Genomic DNA, 22,933 nt, shown 5'->3' with positions numbered 1-22,933 from the left:
CCAACTTATAGGCTGACGCTGACCAAGCACAGGTTGAACACCGTATAAATACTCAGCATTTAGCTGAACGATACTGCGGGGGGACCGGCTTCCAGGATCTGGTCCTGTTGCAGGGCATCCTGATAAGCAAAAGCCCTGGCCGCACACGCAGCCAGGGCTTTCGTCATAGGGGCACCAAAGGCCGCTACTGCGCCAGCAGGTGGCCCACCAGCTCATGGCGCCAGCCTTGCAGCAGCATGGGCTTGTCCGCCCGGGCCCGCTCCTCGGCGCTCATGCGCCAGCTCCAGGTGAAGTACTGGTGAATGATCTTCTTGCTCGCGACCAGCTCAGGGGGGATGTTGCTGGCCTTGGCCTTCTCCTCCACCATGGCCTTGATGCGCTTGAGCTCGGCCTTGTACTGGGGATAATCCACCAGCCGGCGGATGGGCTCGGGCCAGCCTTCGGGGTCGCTCTGCTGGGCGGCCGCGACTATGTCCAGCATCCGCTTGCCGTGGATCTTGATCTCGATGGGGGCCAGCCCCAGCTCGTTGAGATCCCGCAGCGAGGTTGGCCTGCGCTCCGCCACCTTGAACAGGTGCAGCTCTTTGACCACGAAGTTGAGGGCGAGATCTCGACGCACCGCCTCCTGCTGGCGCCAGGCGGCCAGCTCCCGCAGGATGGCCAGCTCGCGGCGGCCCAGTTGCCAGGCGTTGACGATCTCGAGGTAGGCCTGACGGGGATCACTGCCCTGGGTCTTGCGGGCGGAGTGGTTCTGGCACTCCTGCTCGAACCAGGCAAACTTGCCGCTCTCGCGAAGCCTGGCCATCACCTTGTCGTAGAGGGGCAGCAGATAGAAGACATCCGCCGCGGCATATTCCAGCTGACGAGGGGTGAGCGGACGAGCCAGCCAGTCGGTGCGAGCCTGATCCTTCTCAAGCTCGACCCCGAGGAATTCGTTGACCAGGGCGCCAAAGCCGACCGAGACGCCATGGCCCAGGAAGGCCGCCGCCAGCTGGGTGTCGTGCATCTGGTTCGGCAGATGACCCGCCTGATGCTGGATAAGCTCCAGATCCTCGCCGGAGGCGTGCAAAATGGCGATCTGCCCTGCCCGGCCTAGGCGCTGCCACAAAGCGGAGAGATCGAGCGTCAGGGGATCCAGCAGGGCGAGGCGCTCGCCGTCATAGATCTGGAACAGACCGAGCTGGGGATAGTAGGTACGGGTGCGAACGAATTCGGTATCGATGGCCAGGGGAACGTCGGCCAGGGAAGCGAGATACTGATCCAGTTCGGCTTGCTGTGAAATGAGTTGATATTGCATCGTTGCCTGCACGTTGGTCGGACCCAGAAAGAAAAAACCGTGGATGCCCCACGGTTTTGCATAACGACAGCGCGTGACTGCAGAGCAGTGCATGCCGGTTACTGCTTGGCAATCTCCTCGTCGCGCAGCACGCGGCGCAGGATCTTGCCCACGTTGGTCTTGGGAAGTTCGTCGCGAAATTCTACCAGTTTCGGCACCTTATAGGCAGTCAGATGTTTGCGGCAGTGGGCAATTATCTCGTTCTCTGCAAGCGCCGCATCTTTCTTGACCACGAAGATCTTAACCTGCTCGCCGGAGACCGGGTTCGGCACGCCGACGGCGGCCACTTCCAGCACCTTGGGGTGGAGCGCCACCACGTCTTCGATCTCGTTCGGATAGACGTTGAAGCCGGAGACCAGGATCATGTCCTTCTTGCGATCCACGATCTTGAAGAAGCCCTGCTCGTCGCACACCGCGATGTCGCCGGTGCAGAGCCAGCCATCCTGCATCACCTCGGCGGTGGCCTCCGGGCGCTGCCAGTAGCCGGTCATCACCTGGGGGCCGCGTACCTGCATCTCGCCGGGGGTGCCGCTCTGGGTGACGAGGTTCCCCTCGTCATCCACCAGCCGGATCTCGGTGGAGCAGACCGGCAGGCCGATGGAGCCGTTGTAATCCACCAGATCGTAGGGGCAGACGCTCACCAGGGGGGAGCACTCGGTCAGGCCATAGCCTTCCAGCAGCGGGGTGCGGGTCAGCGCCTTCCACTGCTCGGCCACCGCCCGCTGCACCGCCATGCCGCCGCCTATGGTGAGCTTGAGCTTGGCAAAATCCATGCCCTTGAACTCGTCGTTGTTGACCAGCGCGTTGAACAGGGTGTTGACCCCGGTGATGCAGGTGAAAGGGTACTTCTTGATCTCCTTGACGAAGCCCGGGATGTCGCGGGGATTGCTGATGAGCAGGTTATAGCCACCCAGGCGCATGAACAGCAGGCAGTTCACGGTGAGGGCGAAGACATGGTAGAGCGGCAGCGCCGTGACCACGAACTCCTTGCCGCGCTCCAGCACGGGACCGTAAACGCCGAGGCACTGCTCCACGTTCGCAATCATGTTGCGGTGGGTCAGCATGGCCCCCTTGGAGAGACCCGTGGTGCCGCCGGTGTATTGCAGGAAAGCGATGTCCTGGTTGCTGATCTCCGGCTTGATGTACTGCAGATAGCGCCCCTTGGCGAGCGCCTGGCGCATGGTGCTCGCATGGGGCAGGTTGTATTTGGGCACCAGCTTCTTGACGTATTTCACCACGAAGTTGACCAAGGTCCCCTTGGCCAGGCCAAGGTTGTCCCCCATGCGGGTCAAGATCACGTGCTTGACCGGGGTGTCGTAGACCACCTTCTCCAGGGTATGGGCGAAGTTGGAGACGATGACGATGGCCTTGGCGCCGGAGTCGTTGAGCTGGTGCTCCAGCTCGCGCGGGGTATAGAGGGGGTTGACGTTGACCACAGTCATGCCGGCCCGCAGTATGCCGAACACGGCGATGGGGTATTGCAGCAGGTTCGGCATCATCACCGCCACCCTGTCGCCCTTGCCGAGCTTGAGCTCGTTCTGCAGATAGGCGGCAAAGGCACGGGACTGCTCCTCCAGCCGGCGATAGGTAATGGTCTGCCCCATGTTGACGAAGGCGGGCTGGTCGGCAAACTGGGTCACCGACTCTTCAAACATCTCGACCAGGGAGCCGTATTGGTCTGGATTGATCTCGGCGGGCACCCCTTCTGGATAACGCTTCAGCCAGACTCTTTCCACGAACTTCTCCTGCATAACTCGCACCTGTGCGCTCACTGTGTTGCCTCCGTCCCTGTCACATCCATTTCAATCAGTTGTTTTAAGCTCATGCTCTAATGCCGCACATATTTACATAAGGCAACATCGATTAACAGTGAATTAACAACGGGAAGTGTGAGGGAGAAAGCAAACCTGACATGATTCAAAGCCGGCGATCCTACCGGATTTGACTGAACTTTTCGATATAAACGGCGGTTTGTGCCGAATTTTCCATGTGGAAATGGTGATTTCCCGCCACCTGCACCATTTCAATCTGGCCAAAGAGCGGCCCCCGCAACTGCCATTGCGCCAGCAGCCCGGGGAAACCCTGTTCCCCCCGGATGAACAGCACGGGACAGGCGATGGCCCGGATCAGCGCCTGGGCCTGCCCTTCGCTCATGCGCAGCGGCGAGAGATCCCGCAGCCTGGGGTCGCTGCGCCAATGCCAGCGCCCTTCCCGCTCCTCCAACTGACGCTCACAGATAAGGCGCGCCGCCGCCGGGGAGATGTCAGCCACCTTGCAGCGGGCCGCCACCGCCTCGTCGAGGGAGGCAAACCCACCGGACGCGCGCTCGCGAGTACGACTGCGATTGAGAATGGCGCGGCGCAGTTGCCCGGGCACCTCTTCGTCGGGCTGGCTCAGCGGCCCTAGCCCCTCCAGCAGGATGAGGCGCGCCACCTGCTCGGGAAAGACCCCGGCATAGGCGCTGGCGATCAGCGCTCCCAGGGAGTGCCCCAGCAGGATGAAGCGCGACCAGCCTGCGGCCTGCACGATCTGGTGGAGATCGTCCAGCCAGTCAACGAAGACATAGGGGGTCACCTTGTGATCCGAGTGGCCGTGCCCCGGCAGATCGAGACAGACGAGGTGAAATGCCTCAAGATGAGGCGCCAGGGGCAGAAAGCTGGCGCCGTTGTCGAGCCAGCCGTGCAGGGCTACGAGCAGCGGCCTGCCCTGCCGACCGTTGTCCAGCAGGGCGATGCGCCGCCCGTCCGCCAGGGTGATGAAGCGCTCTGTCATCATCACCAGCGGGAGTAGTGGCGCCTTGGCCAGAAGGGATCATAGAAGGGGTCGTAGAAGTAGGGATCCACGTAGCGGATCTCCACCTCCTTCACCGGTGGCCACAGCTTGCTGGCGGTCACCTTGAGCACGGAGAAACGATACTTGTGCTCCCCTATCTGGCTGTCCACCGGCTTGTCCAGGGTGCCGAGCACCGTCAGGCTGCGCCCCTTGGCGTAGAGCGTCGGATCCACAAAACCCTTCATGACGGCGAGGAAGCGCCCCGGGCTCTGCTCGGTCTGGGTCGGCACCCCGTTGGCCTTGAGCGGCAGATAGACCACCTCCACCACGCTCTGATCCTGTTCGTTGTGCACCGCCGAGATGACCCCGCTCCAGCGCGCAGGCTTGCCCTCCATCCCCTGCAGGGCGGGTTGATAGGCCACCAGCTGGTTTTCCGGCTCATAGACCAGCTCCCTGGGCACCGAGCTGCAGCCCGCCAGCAGCAGCCCCGCCAACATGATCACGGATTTCATCATTCGCCTCTCCTTATCCGCGTCGTCCACCTTCACTCACTGGCATCGAGTCGCGGCTCGCCGTTGGATGTCACTCGCGACCCGGCAGTTTCTTCCAGGTCACCTTGTCGCGTAGATATACCGGTGTGGCCTGCTCCACCGGCACCGCCTCCCCCGCCAGCCAAGCTCTGCTTGCCAGGGGCAGCATGTCGAGCGCCGCCGGGAAGCGCACCTGGCTCGTCACCAGGACCTCGGCCAGATCGTCGAGCGTCTCACCATAGGTCTCAAAGCCGGTGCCGACACAGGCAACACGCCCGTTCAGCGTGCCACGGGCCTCAACCAGTGCGCCTGGGTGGCTTACCACCTCCTCCCCCACCAGTTGCATCGTGTCGCCCTGCCACTCGTAGTGGCCGAAGTAGACCTCGTCCATGCGCGCATCGATGGCGGCCAGCACCCGCTCGGCCCCTTCCAGACGGTGAGCCCCCTGAGCCATGGCCGCCAGGGTGGAGATGCCGATGAGCGGCACGCCGGCCCCAAAGGCAAGCCCCTGGGCCACGCTGATCCCGATCCGCACCCCGGTGAAGGAGCCCGGTCCCCGCCCGAAGGCGATGGCGTCGAGTTGCTCCAACGATAGACCGGCGTCGGCTAACACAGCCTGAACCATGGGCAGGATCTTGCGGGTGTGATCCCGCGGCGCCTCCTCCCAGCGGGAGAACACCTTGTCGCCCACCATGAGCGCAGCGGAGCAGGCCTCGGTGGCAGTATCAACGGCCAGGATCTTCAACTCATCCATTTTTTTTATTCTCTTCACATCAATCAGTTAAATCGTCAGCATGGCCTTGGCCTGCCGTCATGCACTGGCCGGGACGAGTTCCCGGCACGGTGGACTCACTCCCGTGGTCCGAAAAATTCTCCCAGGCTCGCCAGTTCCCGGGTCCTTGGGATGGCGGGCAGGCTCTTGATGAAGGTGGCGCCGTAGGGCTTGTTGACCACCCGGGGATCACAGATAACAAGAACCCCGTGATCACTGCGATCACGGATGAGCCGCCCCACCCCCTGTTTGAGCGCAATCACCGCCTTGGGCAGTTGAAGTTCGGCGAAGGGATCTCCCCCCTTGAGCCTGCAATCCTCCACCCGCGCCTTGAGCTGGGGATCATCCGGGCTCGCAAAGGGCAGCTTGTCGATGATAACACAGGACAATGCGGCCCCCCGCACGTCTATCCCCTCCCAGAAGCTGCTGGTGGCCACCAGCACGGCGCGGCCGTTCTCCACGAAGGTCTTGAGCAGCCGCTGCTTGTTGTCCTCCCCCTGCAACAAGACGGTGCGACCTATCTCCCGGCGCAGCACCTCGGCCACCTGCCGCATCACCTGATGACTGGTGCAGAGGAAGAAACAGCCCCCCGGCGTCTTGTTGATGAGCGGGATCATCAGGGTGGCCAGCTGCTCCCCCCGCCCGAAGGCATTGGGCTCGGGCAAGAAACGAGGCACGCACAGCCGCGCCTGCTCGGCATAATCGAACGGGCTGTCGAGGATGAGCTCGGCACTGCCGGCCAGCCCCATCTCGGCCACAAAGTGATCGAAGCGATTGTCCACCGTCAGGGTGGCGGAGGTGAAGATCCAGGCCACCTCGGGGCGAAGGACCTCGGCGCCAAAGCGCTCGGCCACCGAGAGCGGGGTGAGGCTCAGGGTGAAGTGCAGACGCGAACAGTCGTACCAGTAGGAGAAACCGGTCTGGTTGATGGCCAGCACCTCCCCAAGCCGGGTGCGCAGCTCGCTGATGCGCTCGAAACAGTGGTCGAGCTGCTCGCCACGCCCGAGCGCCAGTTTCAGCACCTCGTAGCAGAGCCCGAGCGCGTCGTTGAGGCGAGCCAGCGCCTGGGCCCAGAGCGGCTGGCGCAGCAGGTCTCGGGTGTTGCCGCGCCCCCCCTCCACGCCGAAGGCCAGACGCAGATCCTGGCTGGCGATGGCGAGCCGGTCCGCCGCCTTGCCGAGCTGGGCCATGTCGTGAGCCTCGGCCCGATAGGCCAACTGGATGTCCTGAGCCAGATCCTGGATGGTGCGGCTGCCCACCGACTTGCCGAAATAGTTGCTGGCGATCTCGGGCAGCTGGTGCGCCTCGTCGAACACATAGACCTGCGCCTCGGGCACCAGCTCGCCAAAACCGGTGTCTTTCACCGCCATGTCGGCGAAGAAGAGGTGATGGTTGATCACCACCACCTGGGCCTCCATGGCGCGGCGGCGGGCCACCACCAGATGGCAGTCGTCATAGTAGGGACAGTCGCGGCCCAGGCAGTTCTCGTTGGTGCTGGTGACATGGGGGAGGAGCTCGGCATTCTCCTGCAGCCCCGGAATGTCCCCCACATCGCCATTGTCCGTGGTGGTGGACCAGGACTTCACCTTGACCAGATCATTGAGCACGTCGGGCTTTTGCAGGTGGGATTCGGCGAGCAGGCGGTTCATCCGCTCGATGCACAGGTAGTTGCTGCGCCCCTTGAGCAGGGCCACAGGCCGCGTGTAGTCGAGCGCCCCCGTGATGGTGGGGAGATCCCGGTAGAAGAGCTGCTCCTGCAGGTTCTTGGAGCCCGTGCTGATGACGATCCGCTTGCCGGACTCCAGCGCCGGCACCAGGTAGGCGTAGGTCTTGCCGGTGCCCGTGCCCGCCTCCACCAGCAGGCGACCACCATGCCGGATGGCGCGCGCCACCGCCTCGGCCATCTCCAGTTGCGGCGCGCGGGCCTTGAAGCCATCGATGTGGCGGGCCAGAGGGCCGTCTGGCTTGAACAGGGTCTGGATGGTCAAAGGCGTGTCCCGCAGCAAAAGCGGGCATTATGCCAAAAGCGCGGCGAAAGCGGGACTGATAATGCGTTCAGACGAAGAGATCGATCTGGTGATCGGGGTCCGGCTTGTGATCATCTTCCTGCACCTTAGGCTGATCACGCCGCTCCGGATGATACCCCTGCTGGCGCGGCTGGCCGCCACCGCCGCCATTCTCGGTGCCTATCTTGCGCAGCTGATGCTTCTGGCTGATCTGGGTCACCTCCCGCTTGATGTCGTCGGGGCTCGGCGTCGAGGGCGCGCGGGGCAAGATGGGGAATAACAGGTCCTGGCTGGGCATGATGTCGCCTCCTCTGGCTCTTCATCGTTTAGTTATCGACCAGAAAACCGTTTTCTCAACTTTAATCGTCCGGATCACATTTTTCGGTTGCTTTTTCCGTCAAGGCAGGTAGTTTAAATCGGGCGTCAACAACGACATCTGATTTGTAAAGGATTGATTACATCATGAAGTTCACCACCCTGAAGACTCATCACCACCATCATCATCCCGAATAGTCTTTCAGGAGGTTGACTGCTGGAAGACACTTAACTGGTGACTTCCAAAAGGACCGCAAGATTCATAAACCCTCGGAAGCACCCACTTCCGAGGGTTTTTTCGTTTTTGACTAGAAGGAAAATCGAGCAATGGAAACACAACGTTTGCGCATCGCCATGCAAAAGTCCGGCCGCCTGAGCCAGGACTCCCAGGCCCTGTTCAAGAGCTGCGGCCTCAAGATCAACCTGCGGGAGCAGCGCCTCATCGCCCATGTGGAGAACATGCCCATCGACATCCTGCGGGTGCGCGATGACGACATTCCGGGTCTGGTGATGGAAGGGGTGGTCGATCTCGGCATCATCGGCGAGAACGTGCTGGAAGAGGTGCAGCTCATCCGCGCCGCCCAGGGACTGCCAGCCGAGGTCAAGACCCTCAAACAGCTCGATTTTGGCGGCTGCCGCCTCTCTCTGGCCGTGCCGGACGACGTGGACTATCAAGGCCCTGCGAGCCTCGCCGGCAAGCGCATCGCCACCTCCTACCCCGGGCTGCTCAAGCGCTTCTTCGACGAGCAGGGCCTGGGCTTCAAGAGCGTGATGCTGGGGGGCTCGGTGGAAGTGGCGCCGCGCGCGGGCCTGGCCGATGCCATCTGCGATCTGGTCTCCACCGGCGCGACCCTGGAGGCCAACGGCCTGAAAGAGGTCGAGGTGATCTACCGCTCCAAGGCCGTGCTGGTCCAGGCCCCCAACCCCCTGAACGACGCCAAGCAGAGGCTCATCGACAAGCTGCTGCCCCGCATCCAGGGGATGCAGCAGGCCCGCGAGAGCAAGTACATCATGCTGCACGCCCCGAAAGACAAGCTCGACGCCATCACCTCCCTGCTGCCCGGTGCAGAGCGCCCCACCATCATGCAGCTCGCCGGCGAGACCAATCAGGTGGCGCTGCACGTCGTCTCCAGCGAAACCCTGTTCTGGGAGACCATGGAGCAACTCAAGGCCCTGGGGGCCAGCTCCATCCTGGTGCTGCCTATCGAAAAGATGATGGAATAAGGAAGCAACATCATGCAGACCCTGATCTGGAAGAGTCTCTCCCCCGCCCGGCAGGCCGAGGTGCTGACCCGCCCCGCCCTCGGCGACGAGGCCGACATCGGTGCCGTGGTGCGGGAGATCATCGCCTCCGTACGGGCCCAGGGCGATGAGGCGCTGCGCGAGCTCAGCCAGCGCTTCGAGCGCGCCCCCCGCGAGCAGTTGCGGGTGAGCGAGGCCGAGATAGACGCCGCCTGTGCCCGACTGGATGACGACATCAAGGGCGCCATCCTGACCGCCATCGCCAATATCCGCACCTTCCACGCCGCCCAGGTGCAGCCCGTCGTGCGGGTCGAGACCCAGCCCGGCGTCCTGTGCGAGCTGCGCACCCAGCCCATCGGCCGGGTCGGCCTCTACGTGCCGGGGGGCAGCGCTCCGCTCCCCTCCACCGTGATGATGCTGGCCATTCCGGCAAGCCTGGCCGGTTGTCGTGAGGTGGTGCTCTGCACCCCGTCGCCGGCCAGCGACGAGATCCTGTTCGCCGCCCGCGCCTGCGGCGTGCGCCAGGTGTTCGCCATCGGCGGTGCCCAGGCCATCGCCGCCATGGCCTATGGCACGCAGACGATCCCCAAGGTGGACAAGATCTTCGGCCCGGGCAACGCCTACGTGACCGAGGCCAAGGGCCAGGTCTCCCGCGACTGGCGCGGCGCCGCCATCGACATGCCCGCCGGCCCCTCCGAGGTGCTGGTGATCGCCGACGACAGTGCCAACCCGGCCTTCGTGGCGGCCGACCTGCTCTCCCAGGCCGAGCACGGCCCCGACAGTCAGGTGGTGCTGGTCACTACCTCTGCACCCCTGGCCGATGCCATCGGCAGCGAGATCCAGGCGCAACTCGCCGACCTCAGCCGCCGCGACATCGCCGAGCAAGCCCTGAAGGCAAGCCTGGTGATCCTCTGCGACAACCTGGAGGAGGCCTGCGCCATCTCCAACGCCTATGCCCCGGAACACCTCATCGTGCAGACCGAGGCGCCGAGGGCGCTGCTGGACAAGCTCGAGAATGCCGGCTCCATCTTCCTGGGTGCCTGGACGCCAGAGTCCGTGGGGGATTACGCCAGCGGCACCAACCACACCCTGCCCACCTACGGCTACGCCCGCACCTGCTCGAGCCTGGGGCTCGCCGACTATCAGCGCCGCTACACGGTGCAGGAGCTGAGTGCGGAAGGGATCCGCGGCCTGGGTCCCATCGTCCAGCGCATCGCCCAGGCCGAGGGGCTCGATGCCCACAAGAATGCCGTTACCCTCAGACTGAACGCACTGCAAAAGGATTTATCATGAGCATCGCCAACCTGGCTCGCCGCGTGGTGCGGGCCCTCACCCCCTATCAGTCCGCCCGCCGCATCGGTGGCAAGGGCCACGTCTGGCTCAACGCCAACGAGGCGCCGCTGGCCTACCCCTTCACCGTCGAGGGCAGCCGCCTCAACCGCTACCCCGAGTGCCAGCCGGCCGAGGTGGTGAACGGTTACGCCGCCTACGCCGGGGTGACCCCGGATCGGGTGCTGGTGAGCCGCGGGGCCGACGAGGCCATCGAGCTCTTGATCCGCACCTTCTGCGAGGCGGGGGAGGATCAGATCCTCATCTGTCCGCCCACCTACGGCATGTACGCCATCAGCGCCGAGACCTGCGGCGTCGGCATCGTGGAGCAGCCGCTCACCGCGAGCCGTCAACCCGACTGGCCCGCCATCGCCGATCGGCTGTCGGACGTGAAGCTGGTGTTTCTCTGCTCCCCCAACAACCCCACCGGGGATCTGGTGGGCCGCAAGGGGCTCATCGCCCTGCTGGAGAAGGCCAGGGAGCGCGCCATCATCGTCGTGGACGAGGCCTATATCGAGTTCTGTCCGGAGGCGAGCGTGGTGGACCTGCTCGCCCAATACCCCAACCTGGTGGTGACCCGCACCCTCTCCAAGGCCTTCGCCCTGGCGGGGATCCGCTGCGGCTTCACCCTGGGGGATCCCGAGGTCATCGCCATGCTGGCCAAGGTGATCGCCCCCTACCCCATTCCCGACCCCATCGCCCAGATAGCAAGCCAGGCGCTCTCCCCCATGGGGCTGGAATTGATGCAGGAGCGGGTACAGGAGCTCAACAAGCAAAAAGCGATCATCAAGGCCGAACTGCTCCGTCTGCCCTGCGTCAAGGAAGTGTTCGAGGACAAGGGCAACTTCGTGCTGGTGCGCTTCAATGACGGGGCCGCCGTGTTCGCCGCCATGAAGGCCGCCGGCATCATACTGCGAGATTTTTCCAGCAAGCCGGGGCTCGACAACAGCATCCGCATCACCATCGGCTATCAGGGCGAAATGGATGCCGTGCTCCTGGTGCTGCGCGATGTTGCCGCCACCACCCCGTCTGCCGCCAGCGTATAAGGATGTAGAAGAGATGAAGACCCCGTTTTTGTTTATCGACCGTGACGGCACCCTGATCGAGGAGCCGGTCACCGACAAGCAGGTTGACAGCCTCGCCAAGCTGCGCTTCGAGCCCATGGTGATCCCTGTGCTGCGGGAACTCCAGGCCGCCGGCTACGTGCTGGTGATGGTGACCAATCAGGATGGGCTGGGCACCGCCAGCCTGCCGCTGGAGAATTTCCAGCCCCCCCACGATCTGATGATGCACCTGTTCGAATCCCAGGGCGTCACCTGGGAGCAGGTGCTGATCTGCCCCCACTTCCCCACCGACGGTTGCAGCTGCCGCAAGCCCAACCTGGGCCTGGTGAAGGAGTACCTGGCCTCGGGTCGCATCGACTTCGCCAACTCCTTCGTCATTGGCGATCGCCAGACCGACCTGCAGCTCGCCGAGAACATGGGCATCCGTGGCATCCGCTACCACCCGCAGGAGAGTGGCTGGCTCGCCATCCGTGATCAGTTGCTCTCCAAGGGGCGCACCGCCGAGGTGGAGCGCTACACCAAGGAGACCCGCATCCAGGTGGCGGTGGATCTCGACAAGAGCGGCGGCAACCAGATCGCCACCGGCATCGGCTTCTTCGATCACATGCTGGATCAGATAGCGACCCATGCGGGCTTTCGCCTCAGGCTCAAGGTGAGCGGCGATCTGCACATCGACGATCATCACACGGTGGAAGATGTCGGGCTGGCGCTGGGCCAGGCCCTGCGCCAGGCCCTTGGCAACAAGCGCGGCATCGGCCGCTTCGGCTTCGTGCTGGCGATGGACGAGGTGCAGGCGGTGATCGATGGCCGTCCCCGTCCGGCAGCAGCCACGAGCGGCAACGAGCAGACCCCCTCCCTGACCGAACTGGATGTGGCCACGGCCCTGGATCTCAGCGGTCGCCCCTACTTCGTGTTCGACTGCCCGAGCGGCTTTGGCCGCGACAGCGTGGGCGAGATGGCCACCGAGATGGTGCCCCACTTCTTCCGCTCGCTCTCGGACGCCATGGCCATCACCCTGCAGATGAAGGTCGGCAGCGGCAACACCCACCACCAGGTGGAGGCGCTGTTCAAGGGCTTCGGCCGTGCCCTGCGCCAGGCCATTCGGGTGGAAGGGAGCGAGCTCCCCTCCAGCAAGGGGGTGCTGTGATGGCAAACCAGAAGCTGGTCATCATCGACACCGCCCCTGTGGTGCCAATCTCAGGCAACAGCATGAGGAGCACAACATGAGCAAGCAGAATCTGGTGATTATCGACACCGGCTGCGCCAATCTGGCCTCGGTCAGGATGGCGTTCGAGCGTCTGGGTGTGCAGCCCCAGGTCTCCAGCAAGGCCGTCGACATCGAGCAGGCCGACAAGCTGATCCTGCCCGGGGTCGGCACCGCGGTGGCCGCCATGAAGAACTTGAACGAACGCGGGCTGGTGCCCCTTATTCGCGCCGCCAAACAGCCGCTGCTGGGCTTTTGCCTCGGCATGCAGATGCTGGCGCAGGCCTCCGAAGAGAGCATGAGCACAGCGGATCAGGGATGCGGCGAGATCGACTGCCTCGGCATAGTGCCGGGCAAGATCCGGCTGATGGAGGTGGGCAATCTGCGCCTGCCCCACATGGGCTGGAACCAGATCACCCACGACGAGACCCACCCGCTGCTCAAGGGGATCCACAGCGGCAGCTACTTCTACTTCGTGCACTCCTATGCGCTGGAGGTGACCGAGGCGACCCTGGCAATCTGCGACTATGGCCGACCCTTTACCGCCATCGTGGGCCGCGACAATTTCTTTGGCGCCCAATTCCACCCGGAGCGATCCGGTGCGGCCGGCGCCCGTTTACTGCAAAACTTTCTGGAGCTGTGACAAGGATGATCATTCCCGCCATTGATTTGATTAACGGTCAGGTGGTTCGACTCTATCAGGGGGACTACGACCAGAAGACCGCCTACAGCAGCAGCCCCCAGGCCCGCTTCGATGAATACGTCGCCCAGGGGGCGGGGCAATTGCACCTGGTGGATCTGGACGGCGCCAAGGATGCCAAAGCGCGCCAGCTGTCCCTGATCACCCGGCTGCTGTCGGCCACCGACGCCCCGGTGCAGGTCGGCGGTGGCGTGCGTACCGAGCAGGACGTGGCCGATCTGCTGGCGGCAGGTGCCAACCGGGTCGTGATCGGCTCCACCGCCGTCAAGTCTCCGGAGCTGGTGGCCAGCTGGATGGAGAAGTACGGCCCCGAGCGCATCGTGCTGGCCCTGGACGTCAACATCGATGAGGAGGGCAATCGCCATATTGCGGTGGCGGGCTGGCAGGAGAACAGCGGTGTCACCATCGAAGCCCTGATCGAGCGCTTCCTCCCCGCCGGGCTCAAGCACGTGCTCTGCACCGACATCAGCCGGGACGGCACCCTGGCCGGTACCAATGTCGCGCTCTACCGGGATCTCTGTGCCCGCTACCCGAGCGTTGGCTTTCAGGCCTCAGGCGGCATCGGTGGACTGGCCGACATCGAGGCGCTCAAGGACTCGGGGGTCAAGGGGATCATCCTCGGTCGCGCCCTGCTGGAGGGCAAGTTCGACGTAAGAGACGCTATCCTGTGCTGGGGCCAGGGCACCACGACCCCGTGAACCGGGAGAGCCTGCCCATACGGGCGGGCCTCTCTTCCCCGATGTGTGCGAACCTTATGATTTGGCAGCAATTGGCTCTATACTCGACCCCATAGGGACAGCGTCATGGAAGACATATGTTGACACCTCACAGCGCCACCATCCTGATTGTCGACGACTCGCCCGAAAATCTGATGGTACTGACCGAACTGCTCTCCCCTCACTACCGCGTGCTGGCCGCCCAAAGCGGAGAGAAGTGCCTGCGCATCGTCGGCAGCGACACCCAGCCGGATCTCATCCTGCTGGACGTCATGATGCCGGGCATGGACGGTTATGAGGTGCTCAGACAACTGCGCCAGTCCCCGGGTGGCAGCACCATCCCCGTGGTCCTGCTCACCGCCCTCGCCGATCCCCAGAGCGAGGAGTACGGTCTCTCCCTTGGCGCCGTCGACTACATCACCAAGCCCATCAAGCCGATCATCGTTCAGGCCAGGGTGCGCACCCAGCTGGAAGCCAAGCAGGCCCGCGACGGCCTGCAGAACCAGAATGCGGCCCTGGAAGCCGAGGTGGCCAGGCGGATGGCCGAAAACGATCTGATCCAGCAGGTGGCCATCCGCGCCCTCGCCCACCTGGCGGAGATCCGCGATCCCGAGACCGGCAACCACATACTGCGCACCCAGGGGTACGTGCACCTGCTGGCCAGCGCCCTGGCAAGCCACCCCCGATTCGTCCATACCCTGACCCCGGGCTACATCGATCTGCTGAGCCGCTCGGCCCCCCTGCACGACATCGGCAAGGTGGGCATTCCCGACCACATCCTGCTCAAGCCGGGCAAGCTGACCCCGGAGGAGTGGCAGGTCATGCGCTCCCACGCCAAGCTCGGCAGCGACGCCATCGAGCAGGCCGAGCAGGACATGGAGCAACCCCTGGCCTTCCTGACCCTGGCCAAGGAGATCGCCCACTGGCACCACGAGAAGTGGGACGGCAGCGGCTACCCGGATGCCCTGCAGGGGGACGCCATCCCCCTTTCTGCCCGTCTGATGGCGCTGGCCGACGTGTTTGACGCCCTCATCTGTGCCCGGGTCTACAAACCGGCCATGCCCTATGAGGAGGCGCGCGCCCTCATTCTCTCCGGCAGCGGCCAGCACTTCGATCCGGACGTGGTGGCGGCCTTCGACCGTCACTTCGAGGAGTTCGTGAGCATCGCCGAGCGCTACCGGGATGACGGCGAGGTCGCGCATGGCTGAACGGCCTCCGCTGACCCGGGCCCACGTGCTCAACGTGGTGCTCACCTATGCCGCCGTGGCGAGCCTGTGGATCCTGCTCTCCGACAAGGCGGTGGAGTGGCTGTTCAGCACCCCGGCCCAGTTCGCCCTCGCCAGCACCATCAAGGGCTGGCTCTTCATTCTCATCACAGCGCTCATGCTCTATGCCATGCTGCGCCGTCGCACCGACCAGGCCCTGGTCACCCCCGGCGTCACCCGGCGTCAGTGGCTCCCCTTCGTGCTGCTCAACGGGCTCATCCTGGCGCTGACCGGCATGGCCATCGCCCAGAACATCGAGCTGACCCGGAGCAAGGAGGTCGCCCGCCTCGAAGCCATCGCCGATCTCAAGAGCAGGCGCATCACCGAATGGCTCGACAACCGCGAGCAGGATGTCCGCCAGATCATCGAGAGTCCGCGCTATGACGCCCTGCATCGGGATGGGCTGGCGGCCGCATCATCCCATGAACAGGCGCAGTGGCAGACACAGCTGCTGGACTTCATCTCACTGCGAGGATTCCAGGGGGCCGCCGTGTTTGGTCCAACCGGCCAGACCCTGTGGCACACCCCGGGGGCCGGCACCATGAATACTACCCTGCAGGATGCCCTGGCCCGGGTGGAAGCAGGCAAGGTGCTCAGGGTGGGCCCCTACCTCGATGAGCGGGGACAATCCAGGCTGGATTTTCTGGCCGCCCTGAACACCCCGGGCAAGGCTTCCCCCGTGATCGCGCTGCAGATCATCGGCACTGACTGGGCCGATCGCATCCTTCGCACCTGGCCCATTCCCGACAGCAGTGGCGAAGCCATGCTGTTTCGCCAGCAGGGGGATCAGGTGCGTTATCTGAGTGGCCTGCGTTATCGCCCCGATGACGCGGCCCTCACCCTGCACTACCCCCTCACCCACCAGACCCTGTTGGCCGCCAAGTACCTGCGTCTCTACGCCGGTCAGGGCGAATCCCGGGTGCTCTCCGGCAAGGATTATCGGGACACCGAGGTATTTGGCGTCGTCTACCCTGTGATGAACACGGACTGGTATCTGCTGGCCAAGATAGACAAGGCCGAGCTCTATCAGGCCACTTTCAAGGAGAGCATCTGGATCGGCCTCATCGGCCTGCTGGTGCTCTTCATCACCAACGCCGGCGTCATCCTGCTGCGCCAGCACACCCGGCTGCAGATGGCCGAGCAGCTCCACCACTCCCAGTCCCAGCGGCTGGAGGCGCTGCAGCTGCTCTCCGCCATCGCCGACAGTTCGGAAGATGCCATCTTTGCCAAGGACAGGGAGGGCAAGTACATCCTGTTCAATCGCGCCGCCAGCCGGTTCGTCGGCAAATCCGCCGCCGAGATGCTGGGCCAGGACGACATGGCCATCTTCCCCCCGCAGCAGGCCCGGATGCTGATGGCCGCCGGCCGCCAGGTGATTGAACGCAACCGGGTGCAGACCGAGGAGGAGTACCTGACCCTGCCCTCAGGGGATCGCGTCTTCCTCGCCACCAAGGGGCCGCTGCAAGACAGCGATGGCCGGGTGATCGGCATCTTCGGCATCTCCCGCGACATCACGGACGCCAAGCGGGCAGAGGCCGACTTGCGCGAGCGGGAGGGGCTGTTTCGCGCCCTGGTAGAGCAGTCCCTCGCCGGCATCTACATCATCCAGCAGGGGCGTCTCTGCTACATCAATCCCTGCTTTGCCCAGCTGTTTGGCTATGATGCACCTGGGGCCTTGCTCGGCGTTGGCAGCCTGCACGCCCTCGCCGCCCCCAAGGACAGCGCCAGGGTGGCCGAACTGATACAGGCGTGCGAGCAGGATGACAGCGAAATCCACACCCGTTTCAGCGCCCAGCACCGGCAGGGGGAGGCCCTGGAGGTCGAGCTCTACGGGCGGCGCGTCGATTATCGCGGCCAGCCCGCGGTGATCGGGCTCCTGCTCGACGTCACCGAGCGGGAGCAGGTCGAACAGGCCCTGACCCACCAGGCCGACGAGCTGCGCCAGCAGAACCATGAGCTGGAGCGTTTCAACAAGGTGATGGTGGACAGGGAGCTCGCCATGCTGGCGCTCAAGCACCAGATCAACGGGCTCTCGCGCCAGCTCGGGCTGCCGCCTCCCTACCCCCAGGCCCCCACGCCACCGGAGGATCTCCCATCATGAGCTGGTCGCAACTCTGGCATGTTCGCCCCTCTACCCAACGCTGGGGTGTCTGCCTGCTGGCGGTGCTGCTTCCCCTGCTGATGCTGCAGATCCGGATCCAGCTGCCCATCGCCTTCGGCGAGCGCCCGCTGCTGGTGCTCTTCATGCTGCCCATCATCATCTGCGCCCTGCTGGGAGGCCTGCTGCCTGGCCTGCTCTGCACCCTGGTCAGCGCCCTGGTCACCACCTATTTCATGCTGCCCCCCGTCAATGAGCTGCGCATTACGGCGGGCCAGGATCTGGTGCAGTGGGGGCTCCTCATCGCCAACGGGCTCCTCGTCAGCCTGCTCAGTGCCGCCATCCACAGCGCCCGGGCCCGGGAGATCCTGCACTGGCAGGAGCTGATGAACACCCAGTCCCGCCTGCAGCAGAGCGAGAACCGCTTCCAGGCCACCTTCGAGCAGGCGGCGGTCGGCATCGCCCTGGTCTCCCCCGATGGTCACTGGCTGCGGGTCAACCAGCGCTTGTGCGACATGCTGGGCTACCGGGCCGACGAGCTCACCGAGATGACGTTCCAGCAGCTGACCCACCCGGACGATCTCTTCATCGATGAGACCCATGTCGCCCGGGTGCTGGCGGGGGAGATCCCCCACTACACCCTGCAAAAGCGCTACCTGCACAAGGGGGGAGAGACCATCTGGACGACCCTGACGGTGGCCCTGGTAAGGAACCTCGACGAAGAACCCGACTACTTCATCTCCATCATCGAGGACAATCGGCAGAACAAGGAGACCGAGGAGGCCCTGCGTCGCAACGAGGCCATACTGCGCGAGTCCCAGCGGCTGGCCAAGATTGGCAACTGGCGCTGGCGCATTGCCGACGACAGCCACTTCTGGTCGCCGGAGATCTATCGCATCTACGGCCGCGATCCCGCCCTGCCCCCCGCCGTCTATCCCGAGGTGAGAAAGTACTTCACCCAGGAGGGGTGGCACGCCGTCGCCCAGGCCGTCGAGCGCTGCCGACGGGACGGGCAACCCTACGAGTGCGATGCCGAGATCATCAACGAGCAGGGGGAATCCGCCTGGGTCATCGCCCGTGGCGCGGCCCTCACAGCGCCTGACGGCACCATCATCGAGCTCTATGGGACAGTGCAGGACATCACGGAGCGCAAGCTGGCCGAGCAGCGACTGCTGCACAATCAACAGGCTGCGCTCGATACCCAGCGCCGCGCCCGCCTCGCGGCACTGAACCTGATGGACGATGCCATCAGCGCCCGGGTGCGTGCCGAGACCATCAGCAGCGCCCTGCGCGAGAGCGAGCAGCGGCTGTTGATGGCTCAGGAAGGGGCCCACGTGGGGATCTGGGAGTGGGACATGGTCAGCAACCGTCTCTTCTTCTCGCCCGAATGTGCCCGCCTCTATGGCCGCAGCGCCCAGGACCTGGGTGATTTCGCCGCCTGGCAGGCCTGCCTGCATCCCGATGACAGGCCCCGCATCGAGCAGTTGCTGGCCGAGCGGGCGGTGAGCGGGGCACCGGTCGAGCTCGAGTTCCGCATCCTGCTGCCGGACGGCAACGTACGCTGGCTGGCGAGCAAGGGGAGCGTCTACCGGGATGCCCAGCAGCGCCCTGTCCGCCTCCTTGGCATCCATCTGGACATCACGGAGCGCAAGCTGGCCGAGCAGCAGCTGCGCCAGTTGTCCCTGGCCCTGGAGCAGAGCCCGGACGGCGTCTTCATCACGGACACCCGATCACGCATCGAGTACGTCAACGCCGCCTTCCTCGCCGCCAGCGGCTACCAGAAGAGCGAGGTGATCGGCCAGACGCCCTCCCTGCTGCGCTCCGGTCTCACCCCGAATGCCACCTATGTCGCGCTCTGGGATGCCATCCACCACGGCCAGCGCTGGCACGGGGAGTTCATCAACCGGCGCAAGGATGGTGCCCACTACCAGGTGCTGGCCACCGTCTCCCCCATCCGCCAGGAGAACGGCGAGATCACCCACTATGTGACCGTGCAGGCCGACATCACCGAGAAGAAGCAGCTCGGCGAGGAGCTGGACCAGTATCGCTACCACCTGGAGGAGATGGTCAACGAGCGCACCCTGCAGTTGGCCCTGGCCCACCAGCGCGCCGAGAGCGCCAATCACGCCAAGAGTGCCTTCCTGGCCAACATGAGCCACGAGATCCGCACCCCCATGAACGCCATCCTGGGGCTCACCTATCTGCTCAAGCGCGACACGCCGGATCGCATCCAGCACGAGCGGCTGGAGAAGATAGACAACGCCGCCCAGCATCTGCTGAGCATCATCAACGACATCCTGGACCTCTCCAAGATCGATGCGGGCAAGATGGCGCTGGAGCTGACCGACTTCTCCCTCACCGCCATGCTGGACAACGTCAGCGCCCTGATGAGCGAGCAGGCCCGCGCCAAGGGGCTCGCCATCGTGATCGACATCGGGGATGCCCCGGCCTGGGTCCACGGTGACATCACCCGGCTGCGCCAGGCGCTGCTCAACTACGCGACCAACGCCATCAAGTTCACCGAACAGGGCTCGGTCACCCTCAGGGTCCGGGTCACCCGCCCGCTCACCACCGGCTATCTGCTGCGTTTCGAGGTGGAGGACACCGGCATCGGCATCACCCCAGAGCAGCGCGAGAAGCTGTTCCAGGCGTTCGAGCAGGCCGATGTCTCCACCACCCGCAAATATGGCGGCACCGGCCTGGGCCTGGCGATCACCAGCCGGATCGCGGCCCTGATGGGGGGAGAAGTCGGCGTCACCAGCACCCCGGGCAAGGGGAGCTGCTTCTGGTTTACCGCCCGTCTGTTCAAGGCCAGGGAGGAGGTGCAGCCATCGCCGCTGCTCGAACAGGTGGAGCAGACGCGCTATTTCCCGGGCCATGCCAGGGTATTGCTGGTGGAGGACAACGCCATCAACCGCGAGGTGGTGCTGGAGCTGCTGTGCAACAGCGGCCTCGTCATCGAGACCGCCGTCAATGGCCAGGAGGCGCTGGAGCGTGTCAGGCAGCACTCCTTCGATCTCATCCTGATGGACATACAGATGCCGCTGATGGACGGTTACAGCGCCACCCGAGCCATCCGGGCGCTGCCCGGCTGGGAGCAGGTTCCCATCCTGGCCCTGACGGCCAGCGCCTTCGAGGAGGACAGGAAGGCGAGCGAATCGGCCGGCATGAACGACTTCATCCCCAAACCCGTCACCCCCGCCAAGCTGTTTGAGGCCCTGCAGCGGTGGCTGCCCGACGGCAAAGTGGCCGGGCTCCGCCATGAGGAGCATGATCCGGGCATAGAAACGGGCCCCCTCTCCCCCCTGCTAGGACTCTCCGGGCTGGATCTGCAGCAGGGGCTGGCGGTGCTCAAGGGCAATCAGGAGAAGTACCTCTCCCTGCTGCGCTACTTCGCCAGCGAGCACGATCAGGACATGGTCCTGCTGAGCCAGCATCTGCAGACCGGGGACCAGACCGCCGCCTCCCGCCTGGTTCACACCCTGCGCGGCGTGGCCAGCACCCTGGGGGCGGTGGAGCTGGCGCAGCACTGCCTGCAGCTGGAGCAGGAGATCGCCGCCGGTACCCCCCCGCCGGCCGAACTGATGTCGACCATCGACAGGTGGCTTGCCGCCCTGCATGAACGGCTGGGGAACGAAGAGGCGGCCACGGCCACGGATCTGGTGCCCCTCGGCAACCCGTGGCGCCGCCAGCTGCTTCGCCAGATGGAGGCGCTGCTGGTGCAGAGCGACACCGCGGTGATCCCCCTGTACGAGCAATACGCCGCCCCCCTGCGGCTCATGCTGGGCACTCGAAGCGAGACCCTGGCCAGGCAGTTGAAGGAGTTCGACTTCGACGCCGCCCTGCTCACCCTTCGCCAGCACATGGCTGCGGACGAGCCCGATCCCGATGACCTGACCCCGCTTGCCGACACCCCGTCGCGCAACCCTGGGCTGATCAAGGGCGACAAGGGGTTGAACCACTGAATGAAGTCATGCATATAGTGTGGGTCCCGGGGATGGGCAGCCGTGTAGCTGCCCCTGCCCCGTCAGGATCCCGCAAGGCATGCCGACCGCTTTCCCATTCGCCGCCAGATCCTGCGTCGGCGGCAGAACGATGTTGTTTAACCGTGCTTTACATGGAGCCATGAGCATGTTGTCAAAGCGTATTATCCCCTGTCTCGACGTCAAAGATGGCGTGGTGGTCAAGGGCGTGCAGTTTCGCAACCACGAGGTGATGGGCGGCATCGTCGAACTCGCCCGCCGCTACGCCGCCGAGGGGGCCGACGAGCTGGTCTTCTATGACATCACCGCCTCGAGCGACGAGCGGGTGGTGGACAAGAGCTGGGTGAGCCGGGTGGCGGAGGTGATCGACATCCCCTTCTGCGTCGCCGGCGGCATCAAGAGCGTGGAGGATGCCCGCCAGATCCTGGAATTTGGTGCCGACAAGGTCTCCATCAACTCCCCTGCCCTGGCCGATCCCACCCTGATCACCCGTCTGGCCGAGCGTTTCGGCGTGCAGTGCGTGGTGGTGGGCATCGACTCCTACTTCGACGCGGCCCTCGGCCAGTATCAGGTCAAGCAGTTCACCGGCGACGAGAGCCGCACCCGCACCACCGCCTGGACCACCCTCGACTGGGTGCAGGAAGTGCAGCGCCGCGGTGCCGGCGAAATCGTGCTGAACGTGATGAACCAGGATGGCATGCGCCAGGGCTATGATCTCGAACAGCTCAGGCTGGTGCGCGCCGTCTGCAAGGTGCCCCTCATCGCCTCCGGCGGCGCCGGTGCCATGGAGCACTTTCGCGATGCCTTTACCCTGGCCGACGTGGACGGGGCCCTGGCGGCTTCCGTGTTCCACAAGGGCCTCATCCCCATTCCCGAATTGAAACGCTGGCTGAAAAACGAAGGAGTCGCCATCCGTGAATAATCAAGCAGTAGACAATGCATTGCCGCTGGCCGAGCGCCTGGACTGGGCCAAGTGTGACGGCATGATCCCCGCCATCGTCCAGCACGCCGCGAGCGGCCAGGTGCTGATGCAGGGCTTCATGACCAAAGAGGCGCTGAAGAAGACCCAGGCCACCGGCCAGGTCACCTTCTTCAGCCGCAGCAAGCAGCGCCTCTGGACCAAGGGGGAGAGCTCAGGCCATGTGCTCAAACTCGTCGCCATCTCCACCGACTGCGATCAGGACTCCCTGCTCATCGCCGCCGATCCCGTGGGCCCCACCTGCCACCTGGGCACCCCGTCGTGCTTCGACGGCCACCCGCTGCCGCCGCTGGGTTTCCTCGCCGAGCTCGAGCAGATCCTCGCCGCCCGCAAGGGGGCGGACCCCGCCACCAGCTACACCGCCAGCCTCTATGGCAAAGGCACCAAGCGCATCGCCCAGAAGGTGGGCGAAGAGGGGGTCGAAGTGGCCCTGGCCGCCATGGCCAAGGATCGGGAGGAGCTCATCAATGAATCCGCCGATCTGCTCTATCACCTGACCGTGCTGCTGCAAAACGAGGGGCTGGGGCTGAAGGATGTGGTGCAGCGCCTCCATGAGCGCCACAACAAGTGATCGACACCGAGATAAACAACGGGCCCTGATGGGCCCGTTTTGTTTTACGGC

The 22,933-nt window shown here is 64.5% G+C and carries 18 protein-coding genes and 1 other annotated feature; of the genes, 11 read left to right on the top strand and 7 right to left on the bottom strand.

Annotation, left to right across the window (positions count from 1 at the left end; translation table 11 throughout):
• Positions 1-184: 184 nt before the first annotated feature.
• From rnd to R2B70_RS09790, 7 genes are all read right to left on the bottom strand, one after another.
• Positions 185-1,297, bottom strand: a complete 1,113-nt coding sequence (gene rnd, locus R2B70_RS09820; RefSeq protein WP_209792269.1) for a ribonuclease D — start codon at positions 1,295-1,297, stop codon at positions 185-187.
• Positions 1,298-1,395: 98 nt separating this feature from the next.
• Positions 1,396-3,072: a long-chain-fatty-acid--CoA ligase FadD gene (gene fadD / locus R2B70_RS09815; RefSeq protein WP_318163340.1), complete on the bottom strand. Its 1,677-nt coding sequence runs from the start codon at positions 3,070-3,072 to the stop codon at positions 1,396-1,398.
• Between the two features lie 196 nt (positions 3,073-3,268).
• Positions 3,269-4,111: an alpha/beta hydrolase gene (locus tag R2B70_RS09810; protein ID WP_318163282.1), complete on the bottom strand. Its 843-nt coding sequence runs from the start codon at positions 4,109-4,111 to the stop codon at positions 3,269-3,271.
• Positions 4,111-4,623: a Slp family lipoprotein gene (locus R2B70_RS09805; RefSeq protein WP_042078700.1), complete on the bottom strand. Its 513-nt coding sequence runs from the start codon at positions 4,621-4,623 to the stop codon at positions 4,111-4,113. The genes R2B70_RS09810 and R2B70_RS09805 overlap by 1 nt, the downstream gene beginning before the upstream one ends.
• Positions 4,624-4,690: 67 nt before the next feature.
• Positions 4,691-5,392, bottom strand: coding sequence for a tRNA (adenosine(37)-N6)-threonylcarbamoyltransferase complex dimerization subunit type 1 TsaB (gene tsaB / locus R2B70_RS09800; RefSeq protein WP_042078703.1), 702 nt, complete (start codon positions 5,390-5,392; stop codon positions 4,691-4,693).
• A gap of 95 nt (positions 5,393-5,487) precedes the next feature.
• The gene (locus tag R2B70_RS09795; RefSeq protein ID WP_318163281.1) at positions 5,488-7,398 is read right to left on the bottom strand and encodes an ATP-dependent DNA helicase; all 1,911 of its coding nucleotides are present in this window, start codon (positions 7,396-7,398) and stop codon (positions 5,488-5,490) included.
• Positions 7,399-7,465: 67 nt separating this feature from the next.
• A complete protein-coding gene (locus tag R2B70_RS09790; protein WP_042078705.1) occupies positions 7,466-7,714 on the bottom strand; it encodes a hypothetical protein in 249 nt (82 codons plus the stop codon).
• Between the two features lie 190 nt (positions 7,715-7,904).
• Positions 7,905-8,029, top strand: a sequence feature (His leader region).
• Positions 8,030-8,058: 29 nt separating this feature from the next.
• Here R2B70_RS09790 and hisG point away from each other — a divergent pair.
• The 11 genes from hisG to hisIE all read left to right on the top strand — a co-directional run bounded on the left by hisG (position 8,059) and on the right by hisIE (position 22,882).
• Positions 8,059-8,955, top strand: coding sequence for an ATP phosphoribosyltransferase (gene hisG / locus R2B70_RS09785; protein WP_209792259.1), 897 nt, complete (start codon positions 8,059-8,061; stop codon positions 8,953-8,955).
• A 12-nt stretch (positions 8,956-8,967) separates the two neighbouring features.
• Complete coding sequence (gene hisD / locus R2B70_RS09780) at positions 8,968-10,266, top strand: histidinol dehydrogenase (RefSeq protein ID WP_318163280.1); 1,299 nt, start codon at positions 8,968-8,970, stop codon at positions 10,264-10,266.
• A complete protein-coding gene (hisC, locus tag R2B70_RS09775) occupies positions 10,263-11,348 on the top strand; it encodes a histidinol-phosphate transaminase (RefSeq protein WP_318163279.1) in 1,086 nt (361 codons plus the stop codon). The genes hisD and hisC overlap by 4 nt, the downstream gene beginning before the upstream one ends.
• A gap of 13 nt (positions 11,349-11,361) precedes the next feature.
• On the top strand, positions 11,362-12,513 hold the full coding sequence (gene hisB, locus R2B70_RS09770) for a bifunctional histidinol-phosphatase/imidazoleglycerol-phosphate dehydratase HisB (protein ID WP_318163278.1): 1,152 nt from the start codon (positions 11,362-11,364) through the stop codon (positions 12,511-12,513).
• 76 nt (positions 12,514-12,589) lie between these two features.
• Complete coding sequence (gene hisH / locus R2B70_RS09765) at positions 12,590-13,213, top strand: imidazole glycerol phosphate synthase subunit HisH (RefSeq protein ID WP_318163277.1); 624 nt, start codon at positions 12,590-12,592, stop codon at positions 13,211-13,213.
• Positions 13,214-13,218: 5 nt separating this feature from the next.
• On the top strand, positions 13,219-13,968 hold the full coding sequence (hisA, locus tag R2B70_RS09760) for a 1-(5-phosphoribosyl)-5-[(5-phosphoribosylamino)methylideneamino]imidazole-4-carboxamide isomerase (protein WP_318163276.1): 750 nt from the start codon (positions 13,219-13,221) through the stop codon (positions 13,966-13,968).
• A gap of 116 nt (positions 13,969-14,084) precedes the next feature.
• Entirely contained in the window at positions 14,085-15,194 is a 1,110-nt protein-coding gene (locus tag R2B70_RS09755; protein ID WP_042078715.1) for a two-component system response regulator, read from the top strand.
• Positions 15,187-17,352 carry a PAS domain S-box protein gene (locus tag R2B70_RS09750; RefSeq protein ID WP_318163275.1) on the top strand — a complete coding sequence of 722 codons (2,166 nt, stop codon included), beginning with the start codon at positions 15,187-15,189 and terminating at the stop codon, positions 17,350-17,352. The genes R2B70_RS09755 and R2B70_RS09750 overlap by 8 nt, the downstream gene beginning before the upstream one ends.
• Positions 17,346-21,314 (top strand): PAS domain S-box protein, encoded by a 3,969-nt coding sequence (locus R2B70_RS09745; RefSeq protein ID WP_318163339.1) that lies wholly within the window; start codon positions 17,346-17,348, stop codon positions 21,312-21,314. Before R2B70_RS09750 ends, R2B70_RS09745 begins: the two co-directional genes overlap by 7 nt.
• Positions 21,315-21,480: 166 nt before the next feature.
• Positions 21,481-22,254: an imidazole glycerol phosphate synthase subunit HisF gene (hisF, locus tag R2B70_RS09740; RefSeq protein WP_042078718.1), complete on the top strand. Its 774-nt coding sequence runs from the start codon at positions 21,481-21,483 to the stop codon at positions 22,252-22,254.
• Complete coding sequence (gene hisIE / locus R2B70_RS09735; RefSeq protein WP_318163274.1) at positions 22,247-22,882, top strand: bifunctional phosphoribosyl-AMP cyclohydrolase/phosphoribosyl-ATP diphosphatase HisIE; 636 nt, start codon at positions 22,247-22,249, stop codon at positions 22,880-22,882. Before hisF ends, hisIE begins: the two co-directional genes overlap by 8 nt.
• The last annotated feature ends 51 nt before the right edge of the window (positions 22,883-22,933 follow it).

This window comes from Aeromonas sp. XH, from assembly GCF_033348475.1.
Taxonomy (GTDB): Bacteria; Pseudomonadota; Gammaproteobacteria; order Enterobacterales; family Aeromonadaceae; genus Aeromonas; species Aeromonas sanarellii.
This window is presented reverse-complemented; position numbering and strand designations above follow the sequence as displayed.